This window comes from Bosea sp. RAC05 (assembly GCF_001713455.1).
Lineage (GTDB): Bacteria > Pseudomonadota > Alphaproteobacteria > Rhizobiales > Beijerinckiaceae > Allobosea.
The window spans coordinates 3,219,164-3,242,254 of the sequence record NZ_CP016464.1 but is presented as its reverse complement, the minus strand read 5'-3'; the positions used below and the strand labels follow the sequence as shown (position 1 = coordinate 3,242,254).

The following is a 23,091-nucleotide window of genomic DNA, read 5'->3' as shown; positions in this document are numbered from 1 at the left end:
CGAGGCGAGCGACGACGGCGCGGCCGAGGCCTTCGCGCAGGCGATGCGGGTCGTCGAGGCGCTGCTCTTCGCCTCCGCCCAGCCGCTGTCGGCCGAGGAGCTGGCGCGCTCGGTGCCGGCGGGCGTCGCGATCGAGGAGGTCCTGGCGCGGCTCACCGCGTTCTACGACGCGCGCGGCGTCAATCTGCGCCCCGTCGCCGGTGGCTATGCCTTCCGCACCGCCGCCGACCTCGGCTATCTGCTGGCCGCGGAGGCCGAGCCGCCGCGCAAATTGTCGCGGGCGGCGCTCGAGGTGCTGGCGATCATCGCCTATCACCAGCCGGTGACGCGGGCCGAGATCGAGGAGATCCGTGGCGTCGCCACCGCCAAGGGCACGCTCGACATCCTGCTCGAGGCCGGCTGGGTGCGGCTGCGCGGGCGGCGCCGCTCCCCCGGGCGGCCGGTGACCTTCGGCACGACGCCCGGTTTCCTCGATCATTTCGGGCTCGACCGGATCGACGACCTGCCCGGGCTCGAGGAGCTGAAGGGCTCCGGCTTCATCGAGGGGCGGCTGACGCGCGACCTCAGCGTGCCGGTTCCCGACGACGATCCGGAGCTGCGCGCCGACGAGGACCCACTCGGTGACCTGTTCACGCCGCTTGACGAGAACGGCTGAGCGCCGCACAGGGCGGCTGTCACATCATCCGCCGCGTCGTCCCGGGCGACCGAAGGGAGACCCGGGACCCATTCCTGAACCGTTCCGGCATGGGTCCCGGGTCTGCGCTTCGCTCCGCCCGGGACGACGTCGCGTTCCAAGAGACGAGGCGGAGCATCCGTTGGTCGCCAACGAGACGAAATCGCGCTGGCTGAGCTGGGGGCGCCGGGGCACGGCCGGGGCCGCCATCCCGATGGCGCTCGCCTTCGACGGCGTGACGCAGCGCTTCGGCGCAGTCACGGCGCTCAAGGACGTGTCGCTCTCGGTCGAGCCCGGCGAGATCGTGGCGCTGCTCGGCCAGTCGGGCTGCGGCAAGACGACACTTCTGCGCCTGGCCGCCGGCGTCGAGCGGCCGAGCGCGGGCCGTGTGCTGCTGGAGGGGCGGGACGTCTCCTCGCCCGAGAGCTTCGTCGAGCCCGAGCGTCGCGGCGTCGGCCTCGTCTTCCAGGATTATGCGCTGTTCCCGCATCTGACCGTGCTGGAGAACGTGCGCTTCGGGCTCGCGCGGCGGGGCGAGGGCGGGGCGGTCGACGCCACGGCGCGCCGCGCGATCGCGCGCGTCGGTCTCGCCGATCTGGCGGAGTCCTATCCGCACATGCTCTCGGGCGGCGAGCAGCAGCGCGTCGCGCTGGCCCGCGCCGTGGCGCCGCGGCCGGGCGTCCTGCTGATGGACGAGCCCTTCTCCAATCTCGACCGGCGCCTGCGCGACGTGGTGCGCGACGAGACGGCGGCGCTGCTGCACGAGACGGGCGCGACCTCGATCATCGTCACGCACGACCCCGAGGATGCGATGCGCATCGCCGACCGGATCGTGCTGATGCGCTCGGGCGCGATCGTGCAGATCGGCACCGGGGAGGACCTCTATCGCCGGCCGGGCAGTCTCTTTGCCGCCCGATTCTTCTGCGACTTTACCGAAGTCGCCGGCCCTGTCGTGCGCGGGGCGGTCGACACGCCGTTTGGCCGCTTCCCGGCGCGGGGCCTGGCGGAGGGCAGCGAGGCCGTGGCCTGCATCCGCCCGCATGCGGTGCGGATCGTGCCCAAGGGCTTCTGCCTGCCGGGCCGGGTGGTGACGCGGCGCTTCCTCGGCGAGGTCGACCATCTGCTGATCGCGGTCGACGGCTTCGACCGGCTGCTCTCGGTGCGGGCATCGCTGGCGGGCGCGATGGCCGAGGGCGACGATGTCGGCCTCGACATTCAGACCGACGAAGTTCTTGTGTTCCCCGCGGGGGACACATAGGTTCCGCCGCAACAGCTTGATCCGGGGTCGCAATCCCCCGGCAACATTCGAATTGAGGGAGTCCGCCATGGGTGGCGTCAGCATCTGGCACTGGATCGTCGTCGGCGTCATCGTGATGCTGCTGTTCGGGCGCGGCAAGGTTTCCGAGCTCATGGGCGACGTGGCCAAGGGCATCAAGTCGTTCAAGAAGGGCATGGCCGAGGACGAGACGCCTCCGCCGGCGCCCACCGCCGCGACCCCTGCCGATCCCAAGATCATCGACGCGCAGGCCACCCCTTCCGCGCCCGCGAAGGCCGAGACCAAGGCCTGAGGCCTGGCCTTCCGTTCGCGGGAGGCTGAGAGGACGAACTGTCGATGTTCGACATCGCCTGGAGCGAATTCATGCTGATCGGGGCGGTCGCGCTCGTCGTGATCGGCCCCAAGGACCTGCCGAAGGCGATGCGGACCGTCGGTCAGGCGGTCGGCAAGATTCGGCGCATGGCGTCCGAGTTCCAGGGCCAGTTCAACGACGCCATGCGCGAAGCCGAGCTCCACGACCTGAAGAAGCAGGTCGAGGACGTCGGCGGCACGGTCTCGAGTGCGATGAACACCGACTTCAAGCCGATCGAGATGCCGGCTTCGACCGGGCTCGACGATGCGGCGCTGAAGGAGGCCGAGGCCAAGCTCGCCGCGCTGCCGCCGCCCGATCCGCTGCCGCCGGTCGAGATCGCGCCTGCCCAGATCGCATCTGCCGAGATCGCACCTGCCGAGGCCGCGCCCGTGGCCCAGGCCGCGGCGCCGGAGCCCGCTGCAGAGCCCTCCGAGCCCGCGCCGGTCAAGACCCCGCGCAAGCGCAAGACCGCGGCCGCCGAGCCCGGTGAAGGGAGCGCGGCATGAGCGTCGCCAATCCGCGCGAGGGCGAGGACGAGATCGAGGCCTCCCGGGCGCCGCTGATCGACCATCTGATCGAGCTCCGCTCGCGGCTGATCAAGTCGCTGGTCGCCTTCCTGGTGATGTTCTTCATCTGCTTCGCCTTCGCGACGCAGATCTACAACATCCTGGTCCAGCCCTATGTCTGGGCGGCCGGGCCGGGCGCGAACGTCCAGCTGATCTACACCGCGCCGCTCGAATATCTCTTCACCCAGATCAAGATCGCGGCCTTCGGGGCGGGCTTCTTCGCCTTCCCGGTGATCGCGACGCAGATCTACAAATTCGTGGCCCCGGGGCTCTACAAGAACGAACGCCAGGCCTTCGCGCCCTATCTGGCGGCGACGCCGATCTTCTTCGTCGCGGGCGCGGCGATGGTGTTCTTCTTCGCCATGCCGGTGCTGATGAAGTTCTCCATCGGCATGCAGCAGGCCGCCACCGACGGGCAGGCCGGCATCGCGCTCCTGCCCAAGGTCAGCGAATATCTCTCGCTGATCATGACGCTGATCTTCGCCTTCGGCATCTCCTTCCAGTTGCCGGTGATCCTGACCCTGCTCGGCCAGGCCGGGATCCTCGACACGGTGTTCCTGAAGGAAAAGCGCCGCTACGCGATCGTCTTCGTCTTCGTCGTCGCCGCGGTCCTGACCCCGCCCGACGTGATCTCGCAGCTGATGCTCGCCGTGCCGATGCTGCTGCTCTACGAGCTCTCGATCTTCTCGGTCGGCTATGTCGAGAAGAAGCGCGCCGCCAAGCAGGCGGCTGACGATGCCGCGGACGCGCCGAGCGCGTAGCGATCAGCCCTCGAGTGCGTTGCACGTCATGCTCGGCCTTGTGCCGAGTATCCACGTCTTGAACTCAGGTCTCGCCCAGCGAAGACGTGGATGGTCGGGACAAGCCCGACCATGACGGGGCAGGGTGCCGCCGTGCGAGCGCAATGTAGGTGGTTCCCTCCGCGCCCGTCCCGGTCTAGAGCATCGGCCTGTTTTCCGACCTCTGACGGCGTGGCCTGACGACGATGTACGACATCAAATGGATTCGCGAGAACGCCGCGGCGTTCGACACCGGGCTGAAGCGGCGGGGGCTCGCGCCGCTCTCGGACTCGCTGCTGGCGCTCGACGACACGCGCCGCGCGGCGATCGCGAAGGCCCAGGCCTCGCAGGAGCGCCGCAACGCGCTGTCGAAGGAGATCGGCAAGGCGATGGGCGCGAAGGATGTGGCCCTCGCCGAGCAGCTCAAGGCCGAGGTCGCGAGCCTGAAGGAACTGCAGCCGCAGCTCGAGGCGCAGGAGAAGGCGGCCAAGGCCGAACTCGACGACACGCTCGCCGCGATCCCCAACACGCCCAAGGACGAGGTGCCCGAGGGCGCCGACGAGCACGGCAATGTCGTCAAGTCGGTGCATGGCGAGGCGCCCGAGAAGACCGGCGGGCGGCTGTTTGGCCAGAACTTCGCGCCCAAGGAGCATTTCGAGCTCGGCGAGGCGCTCGGCCAGATGGATTTCGAGACGGCGGCGAAGCTCTCGGGCTCGCGCTTCGTCGTGCTGGAGCGCCAGATCGCGCGGCTCTCCCGCGCGATCGGGCAGTTCATGCTCGACGTTCACACCGAGGAGCACGGCTACACTGAGGTGATGCCGCCGCTGATGGTGCGCGACGACGCGATGTTCGGTACGGCGCAGCTGCCGAAGTTCCGCGATGATCAGTTTCGTGCCGGGGACGATCACTGGCTCATCCCCACGGCCGAAGTCCCGCTGACCAATCTCGTGCGCGAATCGATCCTCTCCGAGGAGGAACTGCCGCGCCGCTACACCGCGCTCACCCCCTGCTTCCGGGCCGAGGCCGGCTCGGCCGGGCGCGATACGCGCGGCATGCTGCGGCAGCACCAGTTCGAGAAGGTCGAGCTGGTCTCGATCACCACGCCGGAAAAATCAGCCGAGGAGCATGAGCGCATGCTCGCCTGCGCGGAAGCCGTGCTCAGGAAGCTCGACCTGCATTATCGGGTGATGACGCTGTGCACCGGCGACATGGGCTTCGCCTCGCAGAAGACCTACGACATCGAGGTCTGGCTGCCCGGCCAGAAGACCTATCGCGAGATCTCGTCCTGCTCGGTCTGCGGCGATTTCCAGGCGCGGCGGATGGATGCGCGCTACCGCCCGAAGGAGGGCGGCGCGCCGCGCTTCGTCCACACGCTCAACGGCTCGGGCACGGCGGTCGGCCGGGCGCTGATCGCAGTGATGGAGAACTACCAGAACGCCGACGGCTCGATCACGGTGCCCGACGTGCTGGTGCCCTATATGCGCGGCGTGACGCGCATCGAGAAGGCGTGAGCCGCCACCTGTCCGAAACAGGCGCGGGGAACCCCTCTCCTGTAAGGAGAGGGGCAGGGGTGAGGTGTAGGCCCGCTATCGTTGGCCTGCGCCGGCTGAGATCAGACCGTCACAAAGCTGGTCCAGGGGCCGACCCCTCACCCCTGCCCCTCTCCCTCCGGGAGAGGGGTTCCCCGCGCCTTTCTCTTGCTGCCGATTGCTGAAGGTTCTCGCCATGCGCATTCTCGTGACCAATGACGACGGCATCCATGCCGAGGGGCTGGCGGTTCTGGAGCGCATCGCGGCGCAGCTCTCCGACGATGTCTGGGTCGTCGCGCCCGAGACCGACCAGTCGGGCGTGGCGCATTCGCTGTCGCTGTCGAACCCGCTGCGGCTGCGCCAGGTCGGCGAGAAGCGCTTCGCGGTCGCGGGCACGCCGACCGATTGCGTGATCATGGCGGTGCGCTCGATCATGATCGAGAACCGGCCCGATCTCGTGCTGTCGGGCGTCAATCGCGGCCAGAACGTCGCCGAGGACGTGACCTATTCCGGCACGATCGCCGCCGCGATGGAGGGCACGCTGCTCGGCATCCCCTCGATCGCGGTGAGCCAGGGTTACGGCCCGGGCGGACGCGAGAACATCCATTGGGACTGCGCCGAGCATCATGCGCCGGGAATCATCCGCCGGATTCTCGACGAGGGCATCCCGAAGGAGATCCTGTTCAACCTGAACTTCCCCAATGTCGCGCCCGACGAGGTCGCCGGCGTGGCGGTGACGGTGCAGGGCCGGCGCGACCAGGAGCTGATGCAGCTCCAGCCGCGGCAGGACGGGCGCGGCAATCCGTATTTCTGGATCGCCTTTGCGCGGGGCAGGAGCGAGCCGGCCAACGGCACCGATCTGCGCGCGCTGGCCGAGAAGAAGATCTCGGTGACGCCGCTGGAACTCGACCTGACCCATGAGCCGACGCTGACGCGGTTTGCGCGGGTGTTTGCGTGAGCGCCGGCGCATGACACCCTCAGCCCTCATCCTGACATGACGCGAGGCGAGGGCGACGCCATGACCGAGGAGCGGCCGGCGAGCGAGGGCGAGCGCACCGTCGCCTTCCTCCTGTCGCTGCGGGCGCAGGGGGTGCGCGATCTGTCCGTGCTCAGGGCGATGGAGAAGGTCGCGCGCGAGCGCTTCGCGCCCGCCCGCTTCGCCGATCTGGCCCGGCAGGACGTCTCGGTGCCGCTGCCCTGCGGCCAGACGATGACGGCGCCGCATACGGTCGCCGCGCTCCTGACCGCGCTCGACCTGCAGGCCGGGGCGCGGGTGCTCGAGGTCGGCACCGGCTCGGGCTATGTCACGGCGTTGCTGGCGGCGATGGGCGGGGCGGTGGTCTCGCTCGAGCGCTACCGGACGCTGGCGCTCGCCGCGCAGGAGCGCGTCGCCGGCAGCGGCTTTGCGGGCGCGATCGAGCTGCGCCATGCCGACGGTCTCCAGCCCGACCGGACGCTGGGGCGCTTCGACCGCATCCTCGTCAACGGCGTCACGCCGGTCATTCCCGAGATGCTGCTGGCGCGGCTGGCGCCGGGCGGGCGCCTGGTCGGCGCGATGCGGGTGGCGGGCGCGGCGCGGCGCGTCGTGGTCACGCGGCTCGCCGATGGCAGCTTCGACCATGCGCCGGGGCCGGCGGTCCGACTGCCGCCGCTGGTGTCGGGGCTGGCCCGGGCGCTCTGAGGCGGCGCCGGTTGCATCGAAAAGCAAACGCGGAGTCGCGCAGCGAAACGCTTTCGTAACCTGAACACGGTTTTAATGCTGGCAATCGAGTTGCGTCGTTTGCGAGTGCCAGTTCCATGCGTAGCCCTGCCGGATCGGTCAAGTTCAGTCTCGTCCTGCGCGCTTCGACGGCGTGCCTCCTGGCGCTGGGTGTGAGCGCCTGCTCGTCGGATACCTTGCGCTTCACCGACACGCCCTTCGACAGCCCGTTCAAGACGGCGCAGGCCCCGGCCCGCGATCCGGCCACGACCGGCTCGATCAGCCGCTCGGCCAACACGCCCGTCTACGCGACGCCGGCTCCGGCGACCGCGGCGGTGCGCTCGCAGCCCCTGCCGCCGCCGCAATCGGCCGTCGCCCTGCGCAGCGCGGCGCCGCAGCCGATGGCCGGGAGCGCTGCCGGCTGGTCGGCCCAGGGCGGCAGCCCGATCGTCCTCGCCCAGGGCGAGACGCTCGACACGATTTCCTCGCGCTACGGCGTGCCGCGGGCGGCGCTGATGTCGGCCAACGGCCTGTCCAGCCCGAATGTCGCGCCCGGCACGCGGCTGACGATCCCCGTCTACAACGCCGCGGCGTCGGCTCCAGCCGCGGCGGCGGCCATGCCGGCCGTCCCGCGCCAGCAGCTCGCCCAGGCTCCGGCCGAGACGCGCTCGGATGCGTCGCGCTTCGTCACGGGCCCCGCGCCGGCGGCCTCCGTCGCCGCGGCGCGTCCCGCCGCGCCGGTGCCGGACGCCCGCGCCAGGGCCCAGGCCGCTGCGGACGCGAAGGCGCAGGCGGCCGCCGAAGCCAAGGCGAAGGCCGAGGCCGACGCGCTGGCGATGCGCGAATCGCGCGCCCGTTTCGCCGCGGAGGCCAAGGCGAAGGCCGCGGCCAAGGCCGGCACGCCCACCGCGGCTGCGCCGGCCGCCGTCGCCAAGCCGGCGGTTGCCGCCAAGGTCGAAAAGCCCGCCGCCACTGTGGCTGCCGCTCCCGCCGCCAAGCCGGCCGTCGCCCAGGCCCAGCCCGCCCGCCCGGCCGCGGCCGAGAAGGCCAAGCCGGTCGTCGTCGCCAGCGCGCCGGCCGCCGAGCCCAAGGCCACGGCCGTGCCGAAGGCCGAGGCGGAGCCGACCACGACCGCCAGCCTGCCCAAGGCCGAGGAGGGCGGCGAGAAGGCCGATTTCCGCTGGCCGGCCCGCGGCCGCGTCATCGCCGGCTTCTCCGGTCGCGGTGGCAACGAGGGCATCAACATCGCCGTGCCGGAAGGCACGCCGGTCAAGGCCGCCGAGAGCGGCACCGTGGCCTATGCCGGCAGCGAGCTGAAGGGCTACGGCAATCTCGTGCTGATCCGCCACCCCAACGGCTATGTCTCGGCCTACGCCCACAATGGCGAGCTCAAGGTCAAGCGCGGCGACACGGTCAAGCGCGGCCAGGTCGTGGCCAGCTCCGGCCAGACCGGCAACGTCTCCTCGCCGCAGCTGCATTTCGAGCTGCGCAAGGGTTCGGCGCCGGTCGATCCGACGCCTTATCTCAACAACTGATCACGGGTTTATCTTCGACCGGTCTCCGCGAGACCCCACCGGTCGGAACAAGGCGGGGTGGTCCCAGGAAAGGCCGCCCCGCCGCTTTTTTGTCTGGCGCCCGCCCGGCGGCGGTCACCCCTCGAGCGGCTTGCCCAGGCGCCCGGCGAGGTCCTGGATGAACTGCCAGGCCGTGCGGCCGGAGCGCGAGCCGCGCGTCGTCGCCCATTCCAGCGCCTCGTGGCGCAGCGTCTCGGGGTCGAGCGCGAGCCCGAAATGGCCGACATAGCCGTCGATCATCGCGAGATATTCGTCCTGGCTGCATTTGTGGAAGCCGAGCCAGAGGCCGAAGCGGTCCGAGAGCGAGACCTTCTCCTCGATCGCCTCGCCCGGGTTGATCGCGGTTGCGCGCTCATTGTCCATCATGTCGCGCGGCATCAGATGGCGGCGGTTCGAGGTGGCGTAGAACACGACATTGCCGGGCCGGCCCTCGACGCCGCCGTCCAGCGCCGCCTTGAGCGACTTGTAGGAGGTGTCGTCGCCGTCGAAGGAGAGGTCGTCGCAGAAGACGATGCTGCGATGGGCATCCGGGCGCAGCAGGCCCATCAGCACGGGCAGGCTCTCGATGTCCTCGCGGTGGATCTCGATCAGCTTGAGCGGCAGGGCCTGGCCGGCGAGCCGCGTGTTGGTGTCGGCATGGACCGACTTGACCAGCGAGGACTTGCCCATGCCGCGCGCGCCCCAGAGCAGGACGTTGTTGGCCGGCAGGCCGCGGGCGAAGCGCTCGGTGTTCTCGGCCAGCGTGTCGCGCACGCGATCGACGCCGCGCAGCAGCGAGAGCGCGACGCGGTTGACGCGCGCGACGGGCGCCAGCTCTGCGCCGGCGGGATGCCAGACGAAGGCGTCGGCGAGTGTCAGGTCCGCGGGCTTGCGGGCGGGCGGGGCGAGGCGTTCCAGCGCGTCGGCGATGCGCAGCAGGGCGGCCAGCGTCGGGTCGGCGGCGGTCGGCGAGGAGGCGTTCATGGCGGGCCTTCGAGCGGGTCGGCACGGAGCCGTACCGGGCGGTACGGCGATCGCAACGGTTAACGGCTTGTCGGCGCGGAGCGCAAGGCCATTGCGCGAACTGCAGCGAGCCCATAGGTGATGAGCGGCTCGTGCGAGCCGGGCGCGTCCGATTGATTTAACGGCGCCTCTGGCTATAGTCCGCGCGATTTTTTGAGGCCTGTGACCAATTCTGCCGCGCCCTGCGGCCGGGGGCGCCCGCGCCGCCGCGATGAAGGAGCCGTTTCGTGATCACCCCTGCTTTCGCTCAAGCCGCTGGTGGCGGTGGCTCCACCGACATGCTGATTTCGCTGGTGCCGTTCGTCCTGATCTTCGTGATCATGTGGTTCCTGATCATCCGTCCGCAGCAGAAGCGGGTGAAGGCGCATCAGGAGATGGTCAAGAACGTTCGCCGCGGCGATACGGTGGTCACCTCGGGCGGCATCGTCGCCAAGGTGTCCAAGGTGATCGACGATGGCGAGATCGAGGCCGAGATCGCCGAGGGCGTCCGCGTCCGCCTGGTCAAGGGCATGATCACCGACGTCCGCGCCAAGGGCGAGCCGGTCAAGAGCTGACCAGCCCCGGGCGGGTTCCATCAGGCCCGGCCCCGCGAGGGGCCGGTGCGCGACAACAAGGCGCTACACGCAGATGCTCCGTTTCCAGACCCGCAAGGTCATCGTCGTCCTGCTCGTGCTGCTCTTCGGCTGCGGCTTCGCGCTGCCGAACCTGTTTTCGCCCGAGACCCGCAAGGCGATCGAGCAGGGCGCCCCGTCCTGGATCCCACGCATTCTGCTGCCGATCCACGCCGTCGTGCTCGGGCTCGACCTGCAGGGCGGCTCGCATGTGCTGCTCGAGATCGACCGGGCCGATCTGGTGCGCAGCCAGGTGACGCAGCTGCGCGACGACGTCCGCCGCATCCTGCGCGAGGAGCGCGTGAGCTTCTCGGGCGGCATCGGCATGACGGCGCGCGGCGTCAGCGTGCGCGTTCCGGATGCCGCCGACCGCGCCAAGCTTCTGCCGAAGCTGCGCGAGCTGGCACAGCCGATCGGAACGCTCGGCGCCTTCGGGCCGTCGGGCAACAGCTCTATCGAGGTCAGCGAGCAGCCCGACGGGCTGATCCAGCTTGCGGTGACCGAGGCCGGCGCCAATGAGCGCGTCCGCCGCGCCGTCGAGCAGGCGATGGAGGTTCTGCGCCGCCGCGTCGACGCGCTCGGCACGACCGAGCCGAACATCCAGCGCCAGGGGCTCGACCGAATCCTCGTCCAGGTGCCGGGCCTGCAGGATCCGCAGCGCCTGAAGGACATCCTGGGGCAGACCGCCAAGCTGCAGTTCCGCATGGTCGCCGACAGCCAGGGTGGCGATGTCGACATGCTGCCCTCGCAGGATGCCGGCGGATCGCTGGTCCCGGTCGAGCGGCGCGTCATCGTCGAGGGCGAGGACCTGATCGACGCGCAGCCCGCCTTCGATTCTCGCACCTCGCAGCCGATCGTCAATTTCCGCTTCAACATCCGCGGCGCCCAGCGCTTCGGCCAGGCGACGACGGAGAACCTCGGCCGTCCGCTGGCGATCGTGCTCGACAACAAGGTGATTTCGTCGCCGGTCATCCAGTCGCCGATCACCGGCGGATCCGGCCAGATTTCCGGCAATTTCACCGTCGAGTCGGTCAACAACCTCGCGATCCTGCTGCGCGCCGGCGCGCTGCCGGCGAAGATGACGATCGTCGAGGAGCGGACCGTCGGCCCCGGCCTCGGCCAGGATTCGATCCAGGCCGGCAAGATGGCGACGCTGATCGCAACCGTGCTGGTGATCCTCTACATGATCGGGACCTATGGCGTGTTTGGCCTGATCGCCTCGATCGCGCTGCTCGTCCATGTCTGCCTGATCTTCGGGCTGATGTCGGTGCTGGGGGCGACGATGACGCTGCCCGGCATCGCCGGCATCGTGCTGACGATCGGCACGGCGGTGGACTCCAACGTGCTGATCTACGAGCGCATGCGCGAGGAATCGCATCAGGGCCGCTCGCTCGTCTCGGCGCTCGAGGCGGGCTTCCAGCGCGCCTTCGCGACGATCATCGACTCCAACGTGACCATGCTGATCGCTGCGCTGGCGCTGTTTGCGCTGGGCTCCGGCCCGGTGCGCGGCTTCGCCGTGGTGTTCATCCTGGGCATCCTGACCACGGTCATCACGGCGGTGACGCTGACGCGCATGCTGATCGCGCTCTGGTATCGCTGGGCTAAGCCCAAGACCCTTCCGTTCTGACGCAAGCCAACTGTTCAAGGAGATCAGCGCATGCGTCTGCTTCGCATCGTTCCCGACGGCACCCGTTTCAAGATCGTCCGCTTCCGGCGGTTCAGCTACCCGTTCTCGGCGGCCTATTCGCTGCTGGTGCTGGCTCTGTTCCTGACGGTGGGCCTCAATTTCGGCATCGACTTCCGCGGCGGCACGCTGATCGAGATGCAGGCGAAATCCGGCAAGCCCGAGATCGCCTCGGTGCGCCAGACCGCCAATGCGCTCGGCTTCGGCGAGGCAGAGGTGCAGGAATTCGGCTCCGGCGGCGAGATCTCGATGCGCTTCGCGCTGCAGCCAGGCGGCGAGCCCGCGCAGCAGCAGGTCGTCGTCAAGGCACGCGAGGCGTTCTCCGCGACCTATGATTTCCGCCGGGTCGAGACGGTCGGTCCGCGCGTCTCCGGAGAGCTGGTCCAGGCCGGTACGCTCGGCGTCGTGCTCGCGATCGTCGGCGTGCTGATCTATCTCTGGTTCCGCTTCGAGATGCAGCTTGCGATCGGCGCGATCCTGGGCACGCTTCACGACATCGTTCTGACGATGGGCTTCTTCCTGATCACGCAGCTCGAGTTCAACCTGACCTCGATCGCGGCGATCCTGACCATCGTCGGCTACTCGCTCAACGAGACCGTGGTCGTCTTCGACCGCACGCGCGAACTGCTGCGGCGCTACAAGACCATGTCGATTCCCGATCTGCTCGACCTCTCGGTCAACTCGACGCTGTCGCGCACCGCGATCACCTCGACCACGACGGTGCTCGCGCTGGTCGCGCTCGTGCTGTTCGGCGGCACGGCGATCGAGGGCTTCGCGCTCGTGATGCTGTTCGGCGTGGTGGTCTGCACCTATTCGGCGATGTTCATCTCGACGCCGGTCCTGCTCTATCTCGACGTGCGCTCGGGCGTCAGCCGCGGCGAGGCCACGGACGAGAAGGTCGCCGCCGGCGCGAAGAGCTGAGCGGCGCGGCGCCGTCGCGATGAGCCGCTTCGACGGATTCGTTCCTGGGCGCCACCAGCTCGACGCCTTCGGCGCGGGCGGCTTCCGCTTCGCCGGGATGAGCCATCGTGGCTCGGTCCTGGCGCTGCCCGGCGGCATCCGGATCTGGCCGGTGGCGCGTTTCTCCGAGATCACGCCGGCCACGCTCCAGCCTGTGCTGGACGAGGCGGAGAGCATCGACTTCCTGCTGATCGGCACCGGCGCCGACATCGCCTTCATCCCGCATGACTGGCGGGCGCTGCTGAAGGAGCGCGGGATCACCGTCGAGGGCATGGCGTCCGGCGCCGCGGCGCGGACCTACAACGTTCTGGTGGCCGAGGAGCGGCGCGTGGCCGCAGCCCTGATCGCGGTGGACTGACACGCCGGCTCTCCGGGCGCCCGCCCGAAGCGGCATCGCCGCAAATCGCGCCGCCCATGTCGTGAAGGCGTAGCCATCGACCTGCGCCTCGTCCTACACTGCCGATGTCGTGGCCAAGGGGCAGGCACCGGATCGAGGCCAGATGATGCCGCAGGCAACCGAGACCGACCGTCGCAGCCAGGCCGCGCTTTCAGCCCTGCCCGAGGCCTATGCCCATTGCGCCACGCTGGTGCGCGAGCAGGACCAGGACCGCTACATCACCTGCCTCTATGCGCCCGAATCGCAGCGCCCGTCGCTGTTTGCGCTCTATGCCTTCAGCCTCGAGATCGCCCGCATCCGCGCCCTCGTCAGCGAGCCGCTGCCGGGCGAAGTCCGGATGCAGTGGTGGCGCGACCTGCTCGAGGGGCAGGCGAGCGGCGAGACGCAAGGGCACCCCGTCGCCGCCGCGCTGCTCGACACGATCGCGCGCTATCGCCTGCCGATCGCGCCGCTGACGGGGCTGATCGAGGCGCGCATCTTCGACCTCTATGACGACCCGATGCCGTCGCTGCGCGATCTCGAGGGCTATGCCGGCGAGACCGCGAGCGCGCTGGTGCGGCTGGCCTCGATCATCCTCGCCAATGGCCGCGATCCCGGCGGGGCGGCGGCTGCGGGCTATGCCGGCGTCGCTTATGCGCTGACGGGGCTGATGCGCGCCTTCCCCTGGCATGCGGCCGAGGGGCAGGTCTATCTGCCCGGCGACATCCTCGCCCGCAACGGCGTCACCCGCGACGACATCGTGCGCGGGCGCGGCGGGCCGGGCGTTCTCTATACGCTGAAGGAGCTGCGCGGCATCGCGCGCGGGCATCTGGCGAAGCTGCGGGAACTCCGCAGCACGGTACCCTCCGCGGTGATGCCGGCCTTCCTGCCGGTCGCGCTGGTCGAGCCCTATCTCGCTCGCATGGAGCGCTCGGGCTACGACCCCTACCGCACGATCATCACGCTGCCGGCCTGGCGCCGGCAATGGGCGATCTGGCGGATGGCCCGGACGGCAGGCTGAAAGCGCGCTACTCCGCCGCCTGAGCCTGCTCGCCGCCGGCCCAGGCCTCCATCTCGACCTTGGCGCGGGCGGTCAGGGCGTGCTTGCGGGCGACGCTCTTGGCCGGGCCTTTCAGCTTCTTGCCGTCGGGGCCATGCGTGGCCTGGCCCTCGATATGCGGGAAGAGGCCGAAATTGATGTTCATCGGCTGGAAGGAGCGCGGGCCCTCGTCGATGGTGACGATGTGGCCGCCGGTGATGTGGTTGACCAGCGCGCCCAGCGCCGTCGTCGCCGGCGGGATCTCGATCTCCTGGCCGAGCCGCTCGGCCGCGGCGAGCCGGCCCGCGAGCAGGCCGATGGCGGCGCTCTCGACATAGCCCTCGCAGCCGGTGATCTGGCCGGCGAAGCGCAGGCGCGGATCGGCCTTCAGCCGCAGCCGCGCGTCGAGCAGCTTCGGCGAGTTCAGATAGGTGTTGCGGTGGATGCCGCCGAGCCGCGCGAACTCGGCGTTCTGGAGGCCCGGGATCATCCGGAAGATCGCGGCCTGCTCGCCATATTTCAGCTTGGTCTGGAAGCCCGTCATGTTGAACAGGGTGCCGAGCGCATTGTCCTGGCGCAGCTGCACCACCGCATAGGCCTTGACCGTCGGATTGTGCTTGTTGGTGAGCCCCACGGGCTTCATCGGGCCCCAGCGCAGGGTCTCGCGGCCGCGCTGCGCCATGACCTCGATCGGCAGGCAGCCGTCGAAATAGGGCGTGCCCTCCCACTCCTTGAACTCGGTCGTCTCGGCGGCCAGCAGCGCGTCGATGAAGGCCTCGTACTGGTCGCGGTCGAGGGGGCAGTTGATGTAGTCGGCGCCCGTGCCGCCGGGACCGGCCTTGTCGTAGCGCGACTGGAACCAGGCCTGGTCCATGTCGACCGAGTCGAAATGCACGATCGGGGCGATGGCGTCGAAGAAGGCGAGCGCGTCCTCGCCCGTCAGCGACTGGATGCCGGCGGCGAGCGCGGGCGAGGTCAGCGGGCCGGTGGCGATGATCACGCTGTCCCACGCCCCGGGCGGGAGGCCCGCGATCTCGGCGCGGTCGATCGTGACCAGCGGATGGGCCTCGAGCGCGGCGGTGACGGCTTGCGAGAAGCCGTCGCGGTCGACCGCCAGCGCGCCGCCGGCCGGGACCTGATGCGCGTCGCCCTTGGCCATGATCAGCGAGCCCAGCCGGCGCATCTCCCAGTGCAGCTGGCCGACCGCATTGGAGAGCGCATCGTCCGAGCGGAAGGAGTTGGAGCAGACCAGCTCCGCCAGCCCTTCCGTCTTGTGCGCCTCGGTGCCGCGGACGGGCCGCATCTCGTGCAGGATGACGGGGACGCCGGCCTGGGCGATCTGCCAGGCGGCTTCGGAGCCGGCGAGACCGCCGCCGATGATGTGAACGGGTTCCATCGCCTCGATGTGTCGCCCGCCGCCGCCGCCGTCAAGGGAAGCCGGGGCCGCACATGCAAAATGCCCGCCTTGCGGCGGGCATTCGCTCTTCAACCGGTCTTCGCGAGGGAGGGTCGCTCAGTCCGGGAGACACTACACGGCGCCCCGCCTGCGCGGGGCGAAAGCGTCTTCAGACGGCGGCGTGGGTGCGCGCGACGAAGGCGATCTCCGAGCGCGACAGGCCGAGGTCGTCGAGCTCGCGGTCGGTCAGGCGGGAGAGCTCGCGAACGGTCTCGCGATAGCGCAGGTAAGAGCGGATCTTGGCGGCGATCATGGTGACGAACATAACGGGTTTCCTACTGGTTTCCGGAGCGGGTCGGTGCCCACAGCGACAAATTCGTTGTGCAGTGCATATAAGTGAGCCAGCCCGCCCCAAACAGAGGCATGATGTCAGTTCCGTCATGCGTTTGGAGCATGAACCATTCTCGAAACCTTCACTTTTGCCTCCTCGCCCGCGTCCAGCGGTTAACGGTTCGGTCAGATTCGACGGAATTCTGCCTAATGTCTGCTCATCGGGCCGGCGACACCTCACCGGTCAGGCCAATTTGCCGCCGGTTTGGGCAGGATCGGGGCCTTAACGATGTTGCGCTGCAGCTAAGCGCTGATTCACCCTTTCCGCTGCGAATCGGCGCGCTGCGGGGCGGAAAGCGGGCCGGGCGGGCCGTTGTGGTCAAATAGTCCCCCGCGATGCCGTCATCCCGGACAAGCTGCGCAGCAGCGCCGCTCCGGGATCCATCCTGGGGCGCCGGAGCCCTCCGATGGATTCCGGCGCTGCGGCGCGTTGCGCCTTGGCCGGAATGACGGGGAGGGGTGCGGCGCCACTCACCCGCCATCCTGCGCGATTTCGGCGGCGACACGCTCCTGCGCCTTGGCCAGCGCCGCGTCGGGCTTCATCCCGGCGGCGCCGTTCTGGATCATGTAGCCGGCGAGGCGGCGGTCCTGGTCGGGCAGGGCGCCCATGAAGCCGCGCAGGCAGGCGGCGTCGCTGCGCTTGCAGCTGCGGCCGCGCTGGCAGGCCTTGTCGGTGCAGTCGCGCCAGACCTCGAGGATGTCGCCCATCTTCCTGAGAAGGTCGCGGCGGATCTGCTGCGTGCGGTGGAAATTGGCGATGTGCTCGGGCGAGAAGCCGGAGGGTTTGTTGCGGGTCATGGGTCGTCTCCCTGCGGGGAGGGGGGCGCGCGCCAGCCCCCGCCCGCTGTTGCAGCGTCGGTGGTCGAACGGGGCTGGCGGAGCGCCGCGGGGCGCGAGGGTAGAGGTCCGCAACCGTTGAGCCAGGTCGCGGCGCGGCGGGATTGAGCCACCCGTCGCACGCCCCCCGGCGCTCCGCCTTCGGCGATTTTGGGCTCCGGGCCGCGCTTATCGGGTCGAAGGCCAGCCCCCGCCGCGAGCCCTAGACGCCAGTTCCCCTCATCGGGTTGTCGCGCCGTCAGGCATGGGACGAAGGCGTGATGCGATGCGACCGTTCCAGCGAGCTCCTCGCACAGGGGCCGTAGTACCCCCAGGGCGGTGCCCCGAAGCCTCCCGGGAGTGGATCGTGACTCCACCCGCAGGCGCCGACCCGTCACCCAGCCACTGGCACACCTCCGGATGGCCGCCCCGTTTGGGTGATGGGCGAGGGGAGTATGGGGGCGGTTGGGAGGGCGGGGATAAGGTTGCTTCCGGTCTCCACCGTCATGGTCGCCCTTGTGGCGACCATCCACGTCTTCGCTTGGGTTGCACCGGGTTCGCGCTTGGTCGCTGGCCTCGCGCCTGAACACAGCGGCGCAAGGCGTGGATGGTCGGGACAAGCCCGACCATGACGGGGAGGCCTTGTCGCACCTGTGGCGCGAAGACATCCTGACGCCATGAAACAAAAGGGCGGCTGGGTCTACATCATGACGAACCGGCCCAACGGCACGCTCTACATCGGCGTGACGAGCGATCTCGGCCGGCGCGTCCATGAGCATCGTGAGGGCCTGTTGCCCGGCTTCACCCGGAAACATGGCCTCAAACGCCTCGTCTGGTACGAATGGCATGACGACATCGAGGCCGCGATCCAGCGCGAAACCTCGATGAAGCGCTGGTATCGCGCCTACAAGACCCGCACGATCATGATCCGGAATCCCGATTGGGACGATCTTTGCGGCGAACTTGCATGACTTGGCGCCCGAAGGCCCCGCCGTCATGGTCGCCCTTGTGGCGACCATCCACGCCTTTGCGCGGGAAGGACCGGGTTCGCGCTTCGTCGCTGGCGTCGCGCCCGCCCCCATTGGCGCAAGGCGTGGATGGTCGGGACAAGCCCGACCATGACGGGACGCATCACTCCCTGAAAGTAGTCATCCCGGTCGGAGCCGTCGAAGCGGCCGCTGGGCATGCAGCACTTCTTGAAATCTGCGCCCGGAGCCGCAGACGCAGAGGTCGTTGCGGCCGAGCTTTTCCTGCAGTTCGACATCGCCATGGACGATGCGGACGCCGCGCTTCACGCGGGTTTCGGACGGGTAAGACTTCCGACGCTTGCTCGTGACCTCAAAAGGACGGCTGGTCGAAGATGTTGCGCGTGGTCCTGGTCATGGCACCCTCCTTCAGGTTGTGGGCCGCGGCGTCCTACCGCAAAGGCGGGATGCGGCCAAGGCGGAAGGCGAGGGCGCCGCGACGTCCCTTCCTTCTCTCGGATAGTGCAGGAGAAGCAGAGCGCTGGGCGAGGGGGCGCCGCTCATGAGACTCCGCGCCGAAAGGCTTCACTTGGGCAACGTAGCTCAACTCAAATATCAAACACGAATTCCGATGCGAGAGGGTAATCGCGCCACTTGGCCGGCTTTTCGTAAAATTCAGCTGCGAGTGAATTCGGCGCATGCTCTCGAAACTGCGGTTGCCGATTTTTTGCAAATAGTTCGCGAAGTCGACCGAGAGGGAGGCGGGTCACAAACAAATCTAGGTCTCCTGCTGTGCAAAATGTAATTTCTCTCAAATCAAAATTTATGTTAATACGCTGCCGATCAAGCATTTCAGCAGCTTTCAAAAAGGCTGCGTCTTTTGTAATCGGTCCCACGAAATTCCATTCATCGAGAGTTAGGATCACATATTGTGAATGTTCAGTTTCTTGCATGCCTTCGACGATGCCGCTTCTTAAGTCATGTCGAAAACGCGCTAGCTGAAATACTCCTTTGGCAATCTCGCTAACGGCAATCGAATTGGCAAGATCGTGTTCAATTGAAATTTTATCAACGAGCGGAATTTTCTTAGCCTTACATTCAAATGCGATCTCTAGGTTATTGTCTTGTGTGATAGTTACATCTGGCGAGCGCCTATTGAGGCGAATAGGGCCATATGAAATGTCGCCTGAAACATTATAATCTTTGTAAGCAGTAGAAATTAATCTTCGCTGGAAAATCTCAAACCCCGATCCGATTAAATTGCGGGATGCGGGTATGCTGACGACATCGTAGTACATGCCTTCCGTAATTCGCCAGAACAAGGGTTGTCTAAGGGGGCTAATCAATCGAGTTGGATTGTCGGAGATCTTTATTAACGGAAAGCGTCTCAGCGGACTTTCGCGATGAGCAAGCTCTGATCTCATAACTACTGAATGACAGTCTTCCCTAATTTGGGTAATGGTTCTTGATGCCATTTTGATGAATGTTCTTATTTCATCTGAGCGAAATTGTTTTGACTCATATTCGTATGAAATGGTGGTTTCTTGAGATTCATCAAGAATTGAACTAAGGCCTAATCCGATCATTTGGAATTTGAGCGGACACATTCCATTTTTTGTAACATATAAATCTGAAAGACTCGGATCGGAAAAGATCGATTTCCACCTGACAAAATCTGCTAAATTCTGCTGGCGAGCCTGCCATTGAACCTGACGATATAAAATACGGTTTAAGTGGCGGAGGATTGGGCCGCGTGGCCTGTTACCGCCCTCTGCGTTCTCGGCGCTACGCAACGCAGAGACAATTTCGGCCCAAAAACTCCAAGCCCGAGGATTGGCGCTGCGATTACCTGGATTTTTGGGCGTTCCAAGGGCTTCTATGAGTAGTGTTTCCAACTCCCATGGCCATATCCGACCGGGCTCGTCGATCCCGGCTCGGAGATACTTTTCTGGATAGTCGTAGCCGATCGGTATTTTAAACGAAGGGTCGACTGCGCGATCCAGAACCCACGACGCGCGCATCAATTCTACGTCATCCGCCATAGAGAGCATTTTGCGAAAGCGCTGACGCCTTAGCTTGAATATTAGCTGGGCGCTTCGGTGCGAGGAAAACTGCTGATGCTGTCTATAGCGCGCCATCTAAAACTCGCGACTAGATCGTCAAATCAGTTCGTTGCAAACTCACTCCGCCGCCTCCCGCGCCACCGCCTTGCCCTTCGCGATCGGCCGGCGCTCCAGCACCTCCTTGAGGAAGCGGGCGGTGTGGCCCTTGCCGGCCTTGACGATGGCCTCGGGCGTGCCCTCGGCCACCACGACGCCGCCGCCGTCGCCGCCCTCGGGGCCCATGTCGATCACCCAGTCGGCCGTCTTCACCACTTCGAGGTTGTGCTCGATGACGACGACGGAATTGCCCTGCTCGACCAGCTCGTGCAGCACCTCCATCAGCTTGGCGACGTCGTGGAAATGCAGGCCGGTGGTCGGCTCGTCGAGGATGTAGAGGGTGCGGCCGGTGGCGCGCTTGGAGAGCTCTTTTGAGAGTTTCACGCGCTGGGCCTCGCCGCCCGAGAGCGTCGTCGCCTGCTGGCCGACCTTGACATAGTCGAGCCCGACGCGGGCGAGCGTCTCCATCTTGTCGCGGATCGAGGGCACGGCCTTGAACAAATCCTTGGCCTCCTCCACGGACATGTCGAGCACATCGGCGATGGAGTGGTCGCGGTATTTCACCTCGAGCGTCTCGCGGTCGTAGCGCTTGCCCTTGCAGACGTCGCAGGTGACGTAGACATCCGGCAGGAAGTGCATCTCGATCTTGATGACGCCGTCGCCCTGGCAGGCCTCGCAGCGGCCGCCCTTGACGTTGAACGAGAAGCGGCCCGGCTGGTAGCCGCGCGCCTTGGCCTCGGGCAGGCCGGAGAACCAGTCCCGGATCGGCGTGAAGGCGCCGGTATAGGTCGCGGGGTTGGAGCGCGGGGTGCGGCCGATCGGCGACTGGTCGATGTCGATGACCTTGTCGAGATGCTCGATGCCCTCGATGCGGTCATGCGGGGCGGGGTGGTCGATCGCGCCGTTGAGCTTGCGCGCCACCGCCTTGTAGAGCGTGTCGATGACCAGCGTCGACTTGCCGCCGCCGGAGACGCCGGTGATGCAGGTGAACAGCCCGAGCGGGATCTCGACCGTGACATCCTTGAGGTTGTTGCCGCGGGCGCCGACGATTTTGAGCGAGCGGCCCTTTTGCGCCTTGCGCCGGCGCACGGGCACCGCGACCGACATCTCGCCGGTGAGGTATTTGCCGGTGAGCGAGTCGGGGTTGTCGAGGATCTGCTGCGGCGTGCCCTGGGCGACGATGCGCCCGCCATGGATGCCGGCGCCGGGGCCGACATCGACGACGTAATCGGCGGTAAGGATCGCGTCCTCGTCATGCTCGACGACGATGACGGTGTTGCCGAGGTCTCTCAATCTCCGCAAGGTGCCGAGCAGCCGCTCATTGTCGCGCTGGTGCAGGCCGATCGAGGGCTCGTCCAGCACATAGAGCACGCCGGTGAGGCCCGACCCGATCTGGCTGGCGAGCCGGATGCGCTGGCTCTCGCCGCCCGAGAGCGTGCCCGAGGCGCGGGCCAGCGTCAGGTATTCGAGACCGACATCGAGCAGGAAGGTCAGCCGGTCGCGGATCTCCTTGAGGATGCGCGGGGCGATCTCGTTCTGCTTCTGGGAGAGCCGCAAGGGCAGGCGCGAGACCCAGTCGAGCGCGTCCTTGACCGAGAGCCGCGAGATCTCGCCGATATGGCAGCCGTCGATCTTGACCGCGAGCGCCTCGGGCTTGAGGCGGAAGCCCTGGCAGGCCTTGCAGGGCGTCTCGGACATGAAGCGGCCGATCTCCTCGCGGGCCCAGTCCGACTCCGTCTCCTTCCAGCGCCGCTCCATATTGGTGATGACGCCCTCGAAGGGCTTCCTCACCTCATAGGCGCGCAGCCCGTCGTTGTAGGCCATGCGGACGGGCTCGGCGCCGGTGCCGTAGAGGATCGAGATCTTGGCGCTGTCGGGAAGCTCGGCCCAGGGCTTGGTCATCGAGAAGCCGAGATGGCGCGACAGCGCCTCCAGCGTCTGGCCGTAATAGGGCGAGGTCGATTTGGCCCAGGGGGCGATGGCGCCCTTCTTCAGGCTGAGGGATGAGTCCGGGACGATCATGTCCGGGTCGATGCGCATCTCGTGGCCGAGACCATCGCAGGCCGGGCAGGCGCCGAAGGGGTTGTTGAAGGAGAACAGGCGCGGCTCGATCTCGGGAATCGTGAAGCCGGAGACCGGGCAGGCGAATTTCGAGGAGAAGACGATGCGGCGCGGCGAGCCGTCCTCCTCCTTCTCGTCGGCATATTCGAAGACGGCGATGCCGTCGGTGAGGTCGAGCGCCTGCTCCAGCGAGTCGGCGAGCCGGGCGCCGAGATCGGGCCTGATCACAAGGCGATCGACGACGACGTCGATGTCGTGCTTGAACTTCTTGTCGAGCGCGGGCGCATCGGGAATCTCGACGAACTCGCCATTGATCTTGACGCGCTGGAAGCCGCGCTTGAGCCACTCCGCCATCTCCTTGCGGAACTCGCCCTTGCGGCCGCGCACCACGGGGGCGAGCAGATAGCCGCGGGTCTTCTCCGGCAGCTCGGTGAGCCGGTCGACCATCTGCTGCACGGTTTGGCTCTCGATCGGCAGGCCGGTCGCGGGCGAATAGGGCACGCCGGCGCGCGCCCAGAGCAGGCGCATATAGTCGTGGATCTCGGTGACGGTGCCGACGGTGGAGCGCGGGTTCTTCGAGGTCGTCTTCTGCTCGATCGAGATCGCCGGCGAGAGCCCGTCGATCTGGTCGACATCGGGCTTGCTCATCATCTCCAGGAACTGGCGGGCATAGGCCGAGAGGCTCTCGACATAGCGGCGTTGGCCTTCCGCATAGATCGTGTCGAAGGCGAGCGAGGATTTGCCGGAGCCCGACAGGCCGGTGAAGACGACGAGCTTGTCGCGCGGAATCGCGAGGTCGACGTTCTTGAGATTGTGCTCGCGGGCGCCGCGCACGGTGATCATGCGCGAGTCGGTGCGGCGGGCCTCGTCGAACATCGCCTCCAGCGACGCGGCCTGGTCGGCGAGCGAGGTCTTGTTGCCGACGGGGGCGGTACGGGAGCCGGACGCGGATGTGCCGCCGGTGGAAGGTTTGCGAGCCATGGGGGCGTCCGGTCAGGGATGAAGCGTAGAGATAGGGCAAAAGCCGCGCCACACCAGCCCATGGGGCGGGCGGCGGCGTTGTCTATCACGCAAGCCGCCAGCGGCGCGTCGTCGCGGCGCGGCGATGCTGACAGGGTATGGCAGGAGCGGGGAGGGTCGACGAGGAGCGCAGGCCTCATCCTGAGGCGCCGCGGAACGCGGCA

At 67.5% G+C, this 23,091-nt stretch carries 22 protein-coding genes; 15 read left to right on the top strand and 7 right to left on the bottom strand.

The window, feature by feature from the left end; translation table 11 throughout:
* Nucleotides 1-43: 43 nt before the first annotated feature.
* The 9 genes from scpB (at nt 44) to BSY19_RS18725 (ending at nt 8,409) form a co-directional block, all read left to right on the top strand.
* Nucleotides 44-655: an SMC-Scp complex subunit ScpB gene (scpB, locus tag BSY19_RS18765; RefSeq protein WP_083247950.1), complete on the top strand. Its 612-nt coding sequence runs from the start codon at nt 44-46 to the stop codon at nt 653-655.
* A gap of 232 nt (nt 656-887) precedes the next feature.
* On the top strand, nt 888-1,931 hold the full coding sequence (locus BSY19_RS18760; RefSeq protein WP_069057240.1) for an ABC transporter ATP-binding protein: 1,044 nt from the start codon (nt 888-890) through the stop codon (nt 1,929-1,931).
* Nucleotides 1,932-1,998: 67 nt separating this feature from the next.
* On the top strand, nt 1,999-2,241 hold the full coding sequence (locus BSY19_RS18755; RefSeq protein WP_069055468.1) for a twin-arginine translocase TatA/TatE family subunit: 243 nt from the start codon (nt 1,999-2,001) through the stop codon (nt 2,239-2,241).
* Between the two features lie 44 nt (nt 2,242-2,285).
* Nucleotides 2,286-2,807, top strand: coding sequence for a Sec-independent protein translocase protein TatB (tatB, locus tag BSY19_RS18750; protein WP_069055467.1), 522 nt, complete (start codon nt 2,286-2,288; stop codon nt 2,805-2,807).
* Nucleotides 2,804-3,628, top strand: coding sequence for a twin-arginine translocase subunit TatC (gene tatC / locus BSY19_RS18745; protein ID WP_069055466.1), 825 nt, complete (start codon nt 2,804-2,806; stop codon nt 3,626-3,628). Before tatB ends, tatC begins: the two co-directional genes overlap by 4 nt.
* Before the next feature lie 224 nt (nt 3,629-3,852).
* Nucleotides 3,853-5,157 carry a serine--tRNA ligase gene (gene serS, locus BSY19_RS18740; RefSeq protein ID WP_069055465.1) on the top strand — a complete coding sequence of 435 codons (1,305 nt, stop codon included), beginning with the start codon at nt 3,853-3,855 and terminating at the stop codon, nt 5,155-5,157.
* 214 nt (nt 5,158-5,371) lie between these two features.
* On the top strand, nt 5,372-6,133 hold the full coding sequence (surE, locus tag BSY19_RS18735; RefSeq protein ID WP_069057239.1) for a 5'/3'-nucleotidase SurE: 762 nt from the start codon (nt 5,372-5,374) through the stop codon (nt 6,131-6,133).
* Between the two features lie 60 nt (nt 6,134-6,193).
* On the top strand, nt 6,194-6,856 hold the full coding sequence (locus tag BSY19_RS18730; protein WP_069057238.1) for a protein-L-isoaspartate O-methyltransferase family protein: 663 nt from the start codon (nt 6,194-6,196) through the stop codon (nt 6,854-6,856).
* Between the two features lie 116 nt (nt 6,857-6,972).
* The gene (locus BSY19_RS18725) at nt 6,973-8,409 is read left to right on the top strand and encodes a LysM peptidoglycan-binding domain-containing M23 family metallopeptidase (RefSeq protein ID WP_083247698.1); all 1,437 of its coding nucleotides are present in this window, start codon (nt 6,973-6,975) and stop codon (nt 8,407-8,409) included.
* Nucleotides 8,410-8,523: 114 nt separating this feature from the next.
* Here the strand turns inward: BSY19_RS18725 and BSY19_RS18720 are convergent, their stop codons facing one another.
* Complete coding sequence (locus BSY19_RS18720) at nt 8,524-9,411, bottom strand: ATP-binding protein (protein WP_069055463.1); 888 nt, start codon at nt 9,409-9,411, stop codon at nt 8,524-8,526.
* Between the two features lie 317 nt (nt 9,412-9,728).
* On the opposite strand from BSY19_RS18720, the gene yajC reads away from it, so the two are divergent.
* The 5 genes from yajC (at nt 9,729) to BSY19_RS18695 (ending at nt 14,102) form a co-directional block, all read left to right on the top strand.
* The gene (yajC, locus tag BSY19_RS18715; protein WP_069055462.1) at nt 9,729-10,004 is read left to right on the top strand and encodes a preprotein translocase subunit YajC; all 276 of its coding nucleotides are present in this window, start codon (nt 9,729-9,731) and stop codon (nt 10,002-10,004) included.
* 73 nt (nt 10,005-10,077) lie between these two features.
* Nucleotides 10,078-11,688: a protein translocase subunit SecD gene (secD, locus tag BSY19_RS18710; RefSeq protein WP_069055461.1), complete on the top strand. Its 1,611-nt coding sequence runs from the start codon at nt 10,078-10,080 to the stop codon at nt 11,686-11,688.
* A 30-nt stretch (nt 11,689-11,718) separates the two neighbouring features.
* The gene (gene secF / locus BSY19_RS18705) at nt 11,719-12,666 is read left to right on the top strand and encodes a protein translocase subunit SecF (protein ID WP_069055460.1); all 948 of its coding nucleotides are present in this window, start codon (nt 11,719-11,721) and stop codon (nt 12,664-12,666) included.
* Between the two features lie 19 nt (nt 12,667-12,685).
* A complete protein-coding gene (locus BSY19_RS18700) occupies nt 12,686-13,063 on the top strand; it encodes an Mth938-like domain-containing protein (RefSeq protein WP_069055459.1) in 378 nt (125 codons plus the stop codon).
* 145 nt (nt 13,064-13,208) lie between these two features.
* Nucleotides 13,209-14,102 carry a phytoene/squalene synthase family protein gene (locus BSY19_RS18695; RefSeq protein ID WP_171905233.1) on the top strand — a complete coding sequence of 298 codons (894 nt, stop codon included), beginning with the start codon at nt 13,209-13,211 and terminating at the stop codon, nt 14,100-14,102.
* 7 nt (nt 14,103-14,109) lie between these two features.
* On the opposite strand, the gene trmFO is transcribed toward BSY19_RS18695, so the two are convergent.
* The 3 genes from trmFO to BSY19_RS18685 all read right to left on the bottom strand — a co-directional run bounded on the left by trmFO (nt 14,110) and on the right by BSY19_RS18685 (nt 16,704).
* Nucleotides 14,110-15,516, bottom strand: a complete 1,407-nt coding sequence (gene trmFO, locus BSY19_RS18690) for a methylenetetrahydrofolate--tRNA-(uracil(54)-C(5))-methyltransferase (FADH(2)-oxidizing) TrmFO (protein ID WP_069055457.1) — start codon at nt 15,514-15,516, stop codon at nt 14,110-14,112.
* 169 nt (nt 15,517-15,685) lie between these two features.
* Nucleotides 15,686-15,841 (bottom strand): DUF1127 domain-containing protein, encoded by a 156-nt coding sequence (locus BSY19_RS27075; RefSeq protein WP_082358930.1) that lies wholly within the window; start codon nt 15,839-15,841, stop codon nt 15,686-15,688.
* A gap of 536 nt (nt 15,842-16,377) precedes the next feature.
* The gene (locus BSY19_RS18685; RefSeq protein WP_069055456.1) at nt 16,378-16,704 is read right to left on the bottom strand and encodes a hypothetical protein; all 327 of its coding nucleotides are present in this window, start codon (nt 16,702-16,704) and stop codon (nt 16,378-16,380) included.
* Nucleotides 16,705-17,399: 695 nt separating this feature from the next.
* Here BSY19_RS18685 and BSY19_RS18680 point away from each other — a divergent pair.
* Entirely contained in the window at nt 17,400-17,693 is a 294-nt protein-coding gene (locus tag BSY19_RS18680) for a GIY-YIG nuclease family protein (RefSeq protein ID WP_069055455.1), read from the top strand.
* Nucleotides 17,694-17,870: 177 nt separating this feature from the next.
* Here the strand turns inward: BSY19_RS18680 and BSY19_RS28180 are convergent, their stop codons facing one another.
* The 3 genes from BSY19_RS28180 to uvrA all read right to left on the bottom strand — a co-directional run bounded on the left by BSY19_RS28180 (nt 17,871) and on the right by uvrA (nt 22,783).
* Entirely contained in the window at nt 17,871-18,017 is a 147-nt protein-coding gene (locus BSY19_RS28180) for an SEC-C metal-binding domain-containing protein (RefSeq protein WP_236840402.1), read from the bottom strand.
* Between the two features lie 278 nt (nt 18,018-18,295).
* On the bottom strand, nt 18,296-19,825 hold the full coding sequence (locus BSY19_RS27650) for a hypothetical protein (RefSeq protein WP_150129669.1): 1,530 nt from the start codon (nt 19,823-19,825) through the stop codon (nt 18,296-18,298).
* 42 nt (nt 19,826-19,867) lie between these two features.
* Nucleotides 19,868-22,783 (bottom strand): excinuclease ABC subunit UvrA, encoded by a 2,916-nt coding sequence (uvrA, locus tag BSY19_RS18670; RefSeq protein ID WP_069057237.1) that lies wholly within the window; start codon nt 22,781-22,783, stop codon nt 19,868-19,870.
* Between the last annotated feature and the right edge of the window lie 308 nt (nt 22,784-23,091).